Source organism: Thioalkalivibrio denitrificans, assembly GCF_002000365.1.
GTDB lineage: Bacteria > Pseudomonadota > Gammaproteobacteria > Ectothiorhodospirales > Ectothiorhodospiraceae > Thioalkalivibrio_A > Thioalkalivibrio_A denitrificans.
Genome location: NZ_MVBK01000070.1, coordinates 8,196 through 16,913, shown reverse-complemented (window position 1 = coordinate 16,913; position 8,718 = coordinate 8,196). Strand labels below are relative to the sequence as shown.

9 protein-coding genes are annotated in these 8,718 nt (G+C 65.1%); 2 read left to right on the top strand and 7 right to left on the bottom strand.

The features are described from left to right. Window positions 1-184: 184 nt before the first annotated feature. From B1C78_RS11870 to B1C78_RS11845, 6 genes are all read right to left on the bottom strand, one after another. Window positions 185-913 (bottom strand): type 1 glutamine amidotransferase, encoded by a 729-nt coding sequence (locus B1C78_RS11870; protein WP_245795410.1) that lies wholly within the window; start codon window positions 911-913, stop codon window positions 185-187. Between the two features lie 46 nt (window positions 914-959). Then, window positions 960-1,625, bottom strand: coding sequence for a flagellar brake protein (locus B1C78_RS11865; RefSeq protein WP_077279384.1), 666 nt, complete (start codon window positions 1,623-1,625; stop codon window positions 960-962). A gap of 310 nt (window positions 1,626-1,935) precedes the next feature. Further along, window positions 1,936-2,607, bottom strand: coding sequence for a LutC/YkgG family protein (locus tag B1C78_RS11860; protein WP_077279386.1), 672 nt, complete (start codon window positions 2,605-2,607; stop codon window positions 1,936-1,938). Further along, window positions 2,604-4,031: a LutB/LldF family L-lactate oxidation iron-sulfur protein gene (locus B1C78_RS11855; RefSeq protein ID WP_077279383.1), complete on the bottom strand. Its 1,428-nt coding sequence runs from the start codon at window positions 4,029-4,031 to the stop codon at window positions 2,604-2,606. Before B1C78_RS11855 ends, B1C78_RS11860 begins: the two co-directional genes overlap by 4 nt. A gap of 162 nt (window positions 4,032-4,193) precedes the next feature. After that, complete coding sequence (locus B1C78_RS11850) at window positions 4,194-4,967, bottom strand: (Fe-S)-binding protein (protein WP_077279382.1); 774 nt, start codon at window positions 4,965-4,967, stop codon at window positions 4,194-4,196. A 181-nt stretch (window positions 4,968-5,148) separates the two neighbouring features. Next, window positions 5,149-6,192, bottom strand: a complete 1,044-nt coding sequence (locus B1C78_RS11845; protein ID WP_077279381.1) for a zinc-binding metallopeptidase family protein — start codon at window positions 6,190-6,192, stop codon at window positions 5,149-5,151. A 95-nt stretch (window positions 6,193-6,287) separates the two neighbouring features. Here B1C78_RS11845 and B1C78_RS11840 point away from each other — a divergent pair, with 95 nt between their 5' ends. Both B1C78_RS11840 and B1C78_RS11835 read left to right on the top strand, forming a co-directional pair. Beyond that, complete coding sequence (locus B1C78_RS11840) at window positions 6,288-7,277, top strand: amidoligase family protein (protein WP_077279380.1); 990 nt, start codon at window positions 6,288-6,290, stop codon at window positions 7,275-7,277. Between the two features lie 13 nt (window positions 7,278-7,290). Next, window positions 7,291-8,049, top strand: coding sequence for a gamma-glutamyl-gamma-aminobutyrate hydrolase family protein (locus B1C78_RS11835; protein ID WP_175628296.1), 759 nt, complete (start codon window positions 7,291-7,293; stop codon window positions 8,047-8,049). Between the two features lie 188 nt (window positions 8,050-8,237). Here B1C78_RS11835 and B1C78_RS11830 read toward each other — a convergent pair whose 3' ends face one another. Continuing rightward, window positions 8,238-8,693 (bottom strand): DUF924 family protein, encoded by a 456-nt coding sequence (locus B1C78_RS11830; RefSeq protein WP_281250607.1) that lies wholly within the window; start codon window positions 8,691-8,693, stop codon window positions 8,238-8,240. Window positions 8,694-8,718: the final 25 nt, after the last annotated feature.

Below are 8,718 nucleotides of genomic sequence, written 5' to 3'. Positions count from 1 at the left end.
CAGATGCGCCAAGTTATGGCGCGCATTCAGAAGGTTACACGAAGCCGCCGGCCGCCTTGGTGAAATATGCGGGTTAGCCCGATGTGCGGAGAACCGCATGGATCTGACGCCCGATCAGTACACAGGTCATGGGAGCGGCCGATGGCCACCGCGGGATGCCCAGGCATGACGCGGGATCGGCGGGCTATCCGGACCGGTCGCACAGGAAGGACAGGATCTCGTCCATCAGCCGGTTGATCGCGTCGTAACGCTCTTGTGGCGCCCCCAGAATCTCCGCCTCGGGCTGAACGTAGCGCCCCGGCTGCAGCTCATCTCTGCAGTGACTCACGATGGCCCGCGCCGACTCCGGCGTGGTCTCCAGGTGAAACTGCAGGCCGATGACGGATGCCCCGATCTGGAATCCCTGGTTCACGCAGCCCTCGCTTTGCGCGATGCGCACGGCGCCCGGCGGGAGGTCGAACGTCTCTCCGTGCCAGTGAAAGGCTTCGACAGAGGAGGGAAAATGAAATACCCGGCTGTCGCCGGAGGGAACCCCGTGCACGGGAAACCAGCCGATCTCCTTATGGGGGTTCGGGTCGACGCTTGCCCCGAGCGAACCGGCGATGAGCTGCGCGCCCAGGCAGATGCCGAGTACGGACGTGCCCCGGTCGATGACGTTGCGTATGAACTGTTTCTCATCGCGAAGCCACGGAAACCGGTCCTCGTCATTCACGCTCATGGGGCCGCCCATGACGATGAGCAGGTCGAAAGCGGCCGGGTCCGGAAGCCCCGTCGATTCAAAGAAGCGTGTGCAAGATATTTCGAAGCCGGCCCCCTTCAGCCAGGGTTCGATGCTTCCCAGACCCTCGAAAGGCACATGCTGGAGAAAGTGGGCGCGCATGTTCTTCAGTCGACCGACTCCCTTTGACGTCACCCTCGGACAGGCTCCTGCATATCTCAGGACTCAACCAGCGCCCGTCTCAGTCGGCCACTGTCGCTACGTAGTTCTTTACGCGCTTCTTCATGGCATCATCCAGCTCGTTGAACTCGATTCCCGCACTCAGGGCGCCGTGGTAGGGATGGGCGCTTACGATGCGTCCGGGCAGTGTGACAGGCGCTTCGCCCTCTTCGAGGCTGAGCGTGATCTCAGCCGGCGTTCCGCCGTCGTCGTCGGACACCGTCGCGGCATCCGGCGCGGAAAAGAAGCAGCGGCAGCCTTGTACGCTGATGTCCACCACCGTCCCTTGCGCCTTCTCTTCCCCGATCTTCACCGTGCAGGGAAGATAACAATCGATGCGCCGGGCCTTGCGCAAGTTGTATTCCTCGATGATCTTGGGGCAGGCGACGAAGAGCAGCCCGAACGGATCGACCACCGTTCCCAGGATCGGGGTCTGAAAACCGAACACACTTCCGTGGTATCGGTACCGGACGACGACCATATTGCCCTTAATGAGTTTGGCCGTAAGGCTTACGCTCGCTCGCGGGATCTTGAAAATGGCATAACGTCCGGCCTCCATTCCGATGAATGTGCTGGGCAGGCGTCCTGCCACGCCTTCGATCTGCATCAACACTTCGGTACCCATCTCGATCGAAACACGTTTGCCGGTCTCAAACTGCTTCTCGACGTGTTCGTCGTAGCTGCTCATATCCTGACCCCTAAAATGAATTGGAATGGCGATTCATGGGAACGCCTGACTCATTGTGCCCGTTTGTAAGCCGAACCGTGTTGATGCGGCGCAACCTCATGACCCCCTAGCTGTGATCTCTCAATACGTTGTTCATCCGGGCTGAGCTGCCGGCAGGCAGGACCGGTTGTANNACGGGTGCAACGCCGGTTCGTTCGCCCAGAGGGCTGGGCTCCTACCACAAGCATCGCAGGACACGCTTCGCTCCTTCCTGTTGGGGTAACACAGCTAGCCTGCGTCCGATGATGACAAAGTGCGCCGGCGATGTCTGTCAGCGGTCGCCCGGGTCCACCATCAGCACATGCAGACTGCGCGGCCCGTGCGCGCCGAGCTGGATGGTCTGCTCCACGTCCGCCGTGCGCGATGGACCGGTGATGAGGTTTACCGTGCGCGGCCAGTCGCCTTCCCTCGCGCGGATTCGGGTCCAGGCGTCCTCGATATGGCTCACCAGGTCGGGCGCGTGCAGTACCACCAGGTGGTGGTCTGGCAGGAAGTTGAGGGTGGTGGGGTTGTCGGGGCCGGAGAGCAGCACGAGGGTGCCGGTTTCGGCGATGGCGCAGAAGGCGCGGCTTACGCACAACACGTCCTCGCCATGGCTTTGGCCGAAGCGGGGATCGAGGCCGGCGCGCCGCCAGTCCAGCGCCCGCAGGCAGGGGGCGACAGCGACGGGGCCCTCCAGATGGCGGCTGTCCAGGTATGCGGCCACTGCCGCGGGCACGTAGGCCTCGCTGCCGAGGGGTTCGTGGGTGGCGGATACCGACTGTAGGCGCGCGCGGAACAGGTAGCCGATGTCCCCCTCGGCAAGCCTCGGGCGCAGGTGCTGATCCGGCTCGACCGTGCTGCGCAGGCGGGCATCCAGTGCCTCTCTGGAGGCGACCGGGAGTGCTTCGCGGCCCAGGCCCTGGCGCACGGCGGCGAGGATACGCTCGCGCGCACCGCTCATGGGTTCTTCCCCCGGCGCCGCCATGCGCGCATGAAGGTCTCGCCTTCGGGCGCGGGCAGTACGCGGCCGCCGCGGAACCACGCGCCGGCGAGGGGCAGGAATCGCAGGCGGCCGCGACGCCCGCCCAGCAGGCGCAGGGTGCGCACCTGAAGGGTCGTCACCCTTCGGTAGAGCCCGGGGCGCTGCGCAAGCCACGCCCACAGCCGCAGCGCCCAGCGGGCCCGGCGTGTGCCCAACTGATGCTGGAACTGGCGGTGGCGCAGGCTGCGCAGCAGGTCCGGCAACGGGATGCGCACCGGGCAGACATCGGCGCAGCGCCCGTTCAGCGTGCAGGCGTTGGGCAGGTCCTTCGCCTCGCGCAGGCCGAGGGTGAGAGGCGTAAGCACCGAGCCCATTGGGCCGGGGTAGACCCAGCCATAGGCATGTCCGCCCACGGCGCCATACACGGGGCAGTGATTCATGCATGCGCCGCAGCGGATGCAGCGAAGCATCTCCCGGAACTCGTCGCGCAGCATGGCCGAGCGGCCGTTGTCCACCAGCACCACGTGGTACGCCTCGGGTCCGTCCGGATCGCCGGGGCGGCGCGGGCCGGTGGAGAGTGTGGTGTAGCTGGTAATCTGCTGCCCCGTGGCACTGCGCGGCAGCAGGCGCAGGAGCGTGGTGGCGTCTTCCAGCGTGGGTACCACCTTCTCGATGCCGGCGGTGACGATGTGCACCTTCGGCAGGGTGTTGGTGAGATCGCCGTTGCCCTCGTTGGTGACGATGATGTTGGAGCCGGTTTCCGCGATGAGGAAGTTCGCGCCGGTAATCCCCACGTCGGCGTCCAGGTACTTCTGCCGCAGCACCTGGCGCGCCTCGTTCACCAGGTCCGGAACCTCGACAAGTTTCTCGGTGAGTCCGTACCTGGCGTGATGCTTGTGAAAGAGGTCGGAGATCTGGCCGCGGGTCTTGTGTACCGCCGGGGCGATGATGTGACTCGGCGGCTCATTGGCCAGCTGGATGATGTATTCACCCAGATCCGTTTCCACCACTTCCATGCCGGCGGCTTCCAGCGCGTCATTGACGCCCACCTCCTCGCCCACCATGGACTTGCCCTTGGTGACGCTGCGCGCGCCCGCTTGGCGGCAGATCTCCACCACGATGCGGCAGGCCTCTTCGGCGTTCTCCGCCCAGTGCACGTGGCCGCCCTGGCGGATGACGGCCTCCTCGTAGCGTTCCAGGTAGTGGTCCAGGTATTCGAGGGTGTGGTTCTTGATGGCGACGGCGCGGTCGCGCAGGGCCTCGTACTCGGGCAGCGCATCCAGGGCCTGCCGGCGCTTGAGCACGAACCCGTCCTTGGCGCGAGCGAGCGCGCTCTTCAGGGTCTCGTCGCGCAGCGCCTGCACGGCGCGCGTCCTGAATTCGTGGCTTCGAGCCTGAGTCATTGAAGACTTATCCTGGCAATATAGGACATAAAAAACTTTCTCTCGCAAAGGCGCGAAGCACGCTAAGAATGATTCCTTAGAAAAAATTCTTTCCTTTGCGGGCTTTGCGTCTTCGCGAGAGTTGTCGTTTCTGATTTCCCCCGAGACCTCAATGGCTGATGATCATCCCGGTTCGGGGTCGCCGAGTCCTGGCCGGTCGGTCATGCCGGCCAGAACTTCGGCGGCGTGGCGGACCTTCACGGGACTGCCCACGGCCTTGAGGCGGCCGGCGATGTTGAGCAGGCAGCCGAGGTCTCCGCCCAGCACCGTGGTCGCGCCGGTGGCGGCCACAGCGTCGGCCTTGTCGGCGACCATGCGGCCCGAGATCTCCGGGTACTTGACGCAAAAGGTGCCGCCGAAGCCGCAACACACCTCGGCGTCCGCCATCTCCTTGAGCCGCAGGCCGCGCACGCCCTGCAACAGTTGCCGCGGCTGTTCCTTCACGCCCAGTTGTCGCAGACCGGAGCAACTGTCGTGATAGGTCACCGTTTCCGCGAGGCCCGCTTCGACGGTGGTCATGCCGCACACGTCGGTGAGGAAGCTCATGAGTTCAAAGGTGCGCTCCGCCAGCGCGCGGGCGCGCGCCTGCCAGTCGGGTTCGGTCTCGAACAGCCGGGGGTAGTAGCGGATCATTCCGGCGCATGAGCCGGAGGGCGCAACCGTATAGTCGTAGGACTCGAAGGCCTCGATGACGCTGCGGGCAAGCTCCGCGCTGGTGGCATTGTCGCCGCTGTTGTACGCGGGCTGACCGCAGCAGGTCTGTGTCTCCGGCACCTCCACCCGGCACCCGGCCTGCTCCAGCAGCTTCACTGCCGCAAACCCCACCGTCGGACGATACAGGTCCACCAGGCAGGTAACGAACAGCGCGACGCGGCGCGGGGCGGAAGTCGTGGTCATGAGGACATCTTATGCCCTGGCCGTCGATGATTAAACATGAACAATTCAACCGCGACGCAAAGACGCGATGACGCAAAGTCAAGCTATGCATTCGTTTTGCTCTTTGTTTTCGCGTCCTTTGCGTCATTGCGTCTTTGCGTCGCGGTTATGTTTTTCATCCTGTGAATCCCGAAAAATCCTGTCAATCCTGTCCATTAGAGCCCATGCACAATCCGTGCACGTACCGCAGTTTCTCCACCACGGCCGGTGACGGCACCTCGGGAACCAGATCCAGCAGCCCCATCTCCCGGTTCAGTTCGTTGAGGGCCAGGCCCAGTACCCGGAAGGCTTCGAGTTGCGCATCCAGATCCTCGCGCGGCGGTGCGCTCGTCAGGCCCAGGTGGATGGCCGTGTCGAGTACGCTGACCATATCCAGGTAATGGGCGAAGGTCTCGGCGAAGTCTTCCCAGGGATGCATGCTGGCATAGGCGCTGATGTAGTTGCCCGGCCAGTCGGGTCGCGGTCCCTCGGCGTAGTAGCGCTCAAGTGCATCCGCGTAGGAGGGGTTCTCGTGGTCACCGAACATTTGCACGCTGCGCGCCTCGTCCCGATTACGCACCAGCACTTCCCAGTAGTAGTGGCCGATTTCGTGTCGGAAATGTCCGATCAGGGTGCGGTGGCTTTCGTTGAGGTCCACGCGAAGCTTCTCGCGCTCCACGGTGTCGGCCTCCTTCACGTTGATGGTGATCTTGCCGCCGGCATGCCCCGTGTAGACCTTCTCGTCGCCGGCCGTGGGCCGCCAGAGACCGGCGTCCGGGAGGGCGTCCGCCTTGAAGTCGAAGGTCAGTGGCAGCAGCCCATCCTCCCCGGGGCGTCCGCGGGGAAGCCCAAGCAGGTCCAGGGAGTGGAACACGCGCCGCTTGGCCCCCTCCAGTTCAGCCCAGCGCTCCCGGTGGCCCTCCACGGAGAGGTCCGGGATCACCTCGTTATGCACGCAGCAGTCGCACAGGCCGCCGGCCGCCCCGACGGGCACGCAGCGGTTGCAGACCGCCTCCACGGCGTAGTTGTGGCACAGCGCCAGCACGGCACCGCACTGCCCGCATTGCCAGGCGCCGTCGGTCTGCCCGGGTACCAGCGGCGCGATGGCGCTGCACTCGGGGCACCAGCCCACGGCCGAGCCGCAGCGCAGGCATTGCGTGTTGTCGAAGTAGAGGGTGTTGCCGCAGGTGCAGGGATAGGTGCGCATGATACGGATTCCCCCATGTGTGACAGGGCCGCGTGCGTGAGGATCGAGGCCGGCTTGTTAGTATAGTGAACCCCCGGAATCAGGAACGCCCTTGCATGTCGTCCTTCGTCGAATTGCCGCAGTCCCGCAACGGAGCAGGTGAAACCCGCAGGGTGGGTGTCGAGATGGAGATGGCGGATATCGGGCTTGCCGACATGGCGGAAGAGGTGGTGCGCCGCTTTGGCGGCACCCATGAGCCTGACGGCGCCTTCGTACACCGGGTCGTCGACACCCGCTACGGCGAATTCCGCATGGAGCTGGACAGCAGCCTGCTCAAGGAACGGGAGTACCTGAAGTTCCTGAAGCGCCTTGGAGTGGAGGTGGATCCCGATGCCGGTCTGGACCGGATCCTGTCGGACCTTGCGGGGATCGTGGTGCCCCACGAGCTGGTGGCCCCGCCCATCCCCTGGACGGCGCTCGAAGAGATGGACGGATTGCGCGAAGGTCTGCGGGCGCGCGGTGCGCGCGGCACTCACGCCTCCCTGCTCTATGCCTTCGGTCTGCAGCTCAACATCGAGGCCGCACGCCTCGAGGCGGATTATCTGCGCGACATCCTGCGTGCGTTCATCCTGCTATACGAATGGCTCATGGAGCGCGGCGGCGTGGACCTGTCCCGAAGGTTCACCCCCTATGTGAATGCCTTTCCCGGCCGTTACGCTCGGCGCATCCTCGATCCGGACTATGCCCCTCCAATGGACGGGCTCATCGACCATTACCTGAGAGACAACCCGACCCGCAACCGCCCCCTGGACATGCTGCCCCTGTTCGCCCATATAGACGCGGGGCGGGTCAGCGCCGCACCCGTCGAACATCACCTGGTAAAGGCTCGCCCCACGTTTCACTATCGCCTGCCCGACTGCCGTATCGACGAACCGGACTGGTGTCTGGCGCAGCCCTGGAACGACTGGGTGGCGGTGGAGCGTCTCGCCGCCGACCCCGTGCGCCTGGAGCAGCTCTCCCGCGAGGCGCTCACGGCCCCGGGACACGCCATCGGGCGGATCGGTGATCGTTGGCGCGGGGCACTTCGGGACCTGTTCGGGGATTGACGTGCATCGCCCCCTGATCGGCGTCACCGGCCCCGACCGGGGCGGGCTTGCGGCCTGGCTCGCCACGTGGCTCGCTGTGCGCCGCGCAGGCGGCCGGGCGGTGCGCATTACGCCACGCAGGCCACATGCCGGCCTCGTGCCCGACGCCCTGATCATCGGTGGCGGGGCCGACGTGGACCCCGGCCTGTACGGCGCGCAGCATGTGAGCCTGTTGCGGGAACTGGAGGCGGTGGAGCCGCGCCGTGTCCAGCGGTTGATGGGCCTGATGCTCTATCCCCTGCTCTGGCTGCTTCGGCGTACGTTGCTGACCCGTTTCTCGGGGGGCGATGCCGAGCGCGACCGCCTGGAGCAGCGCCTGATCCGTGACGCACTCGAGCGGGGCGTGCCGCTGCTCGGCATCTGCCGCGGCATGCAACTGCTCAACGTGGTCTGCGGCGGCACCCTGCACCAGGGGTTGGAGGGTTTCTACGAGGAACACCCGCAGATCCGCAGCGTGCTGCCGCGCAAGCGCGTCATGCTCGCGGAGGGTTCCCGCCTTCGCGACATTCTCGGCTGCGCTAACTGCGCCGTGAATGCCCTGCACGACCAGGCCATCGACCGACTCGGTGAAGGCCTGGAAGCGGTTGCACGCGAACCCAACGGCGTGGTCCAGGCCGTGGAACACACCGGCGCCCCCTTTGTCGTCGGCGTCCAATGGCACCCCGAGTATCTCCCCCAGCGACGCGACCAGCAGGCGCTGTTCCGTGCCCTGGTGGATGCGGCGCGCGAATGACTGCGAATCAATGCGAATTGCTGCAGAGACAAAAGCGAACCGCGAAGGGCGCGAAGGCTTCGCAAAGGACGCAAAGGAAATCTCTTGTTAAAAAAACCTTCGCGTACTTCGCGCATGCCTTCGCGCCCTTCGCGTTCCTGCTTTTGACCTTTTGTTCGTGTTGATTCGCGAACGCACGCAACCGGTGACTACCCGCGATACGCGTCGTCGCTGTCGAGCCAGGCCTGTTCTTCCTCGGTGGATTCGCGGCCGAGGATGGGATTTCGGTGGGGGAAGCGGCCGAAGCGGGCGACGATGTCGCGGTGGTGGCGCGCCCAGCGGCGGTTGTGTTCGAGGCCGGGCCGGGAGAAGAGTTCCACGGAGCGTTCCTGGTCGGCGAGATCCTCGCTGTGCATGAAGGGCATGTACAGGAAGGCCTGCTCTTCGGGCTCCAGTTGCTGGTCGAAACCGCGCTCGATGGCGGCGTCTGCCACGCTGCGCGCCTTCCGTTCCGTGGCAAAGGATTCCGGCCGGTTGCGATACATGTTCAGGGGAAACTGGTCCAGCAGGATGGCCAGCGCCAGGGCACCCCGGGCGCTTTCGCCCCAGTAGTCCAGTTCGCCCGCGGCTGCTTGGCGCCACAGGGGTTCAAAGCGTTCGCGGATCTAGTGTACCCCGCCACTCATTTTG

Bases quoted from the DNA above. Each gene is read 5' to 3' on its own strand.
- B1C78_RS11845 (WP_077279381.1), bottom strand. From the start codon at position 6,192: ATGCGCACCTATCCCTGCACCTGCGGCAACACCCTCTACTTCGACAAC.
- B1C78_RS11855 (WP_077279383.1), bottom strand. From the start codon at position 4,031: ATGACTCAGGCTCGAAGCCACGAATTCAGGACGCGCGCCGTGCAGGCG.
- B1C78_RS11865 (WP_077279384.1), bottom strand. From the start codon at position 1,625: ATGAGCAGCTACGACGAACACGTCGAGAAGCAGTTTGAGACCGGCAAA.
- B1C78_RS11860 (WP_077279386.1), bottom strand. From the start codon at position 2,607: ATGAGCGGTGCGCGCGAGCGTATCCTCGCCGCCGTGCGCCAGGGCCTG.
- B1C78_RS11840 (WP_077279380.1), top strand. From the start codon at position 6,288: ATGTCGTCCTTCGTCGAATTGCCGCAGTCCCGCAACGGAGCAGGTGAA.
- B1C78_RS11850 (WP_077279382.1), bottom strand. From the start codon at position 4,967: ATGACCACGACTTCCGCCCCGCGCCGCGTCGCGCTGTTCGTTACCTGC.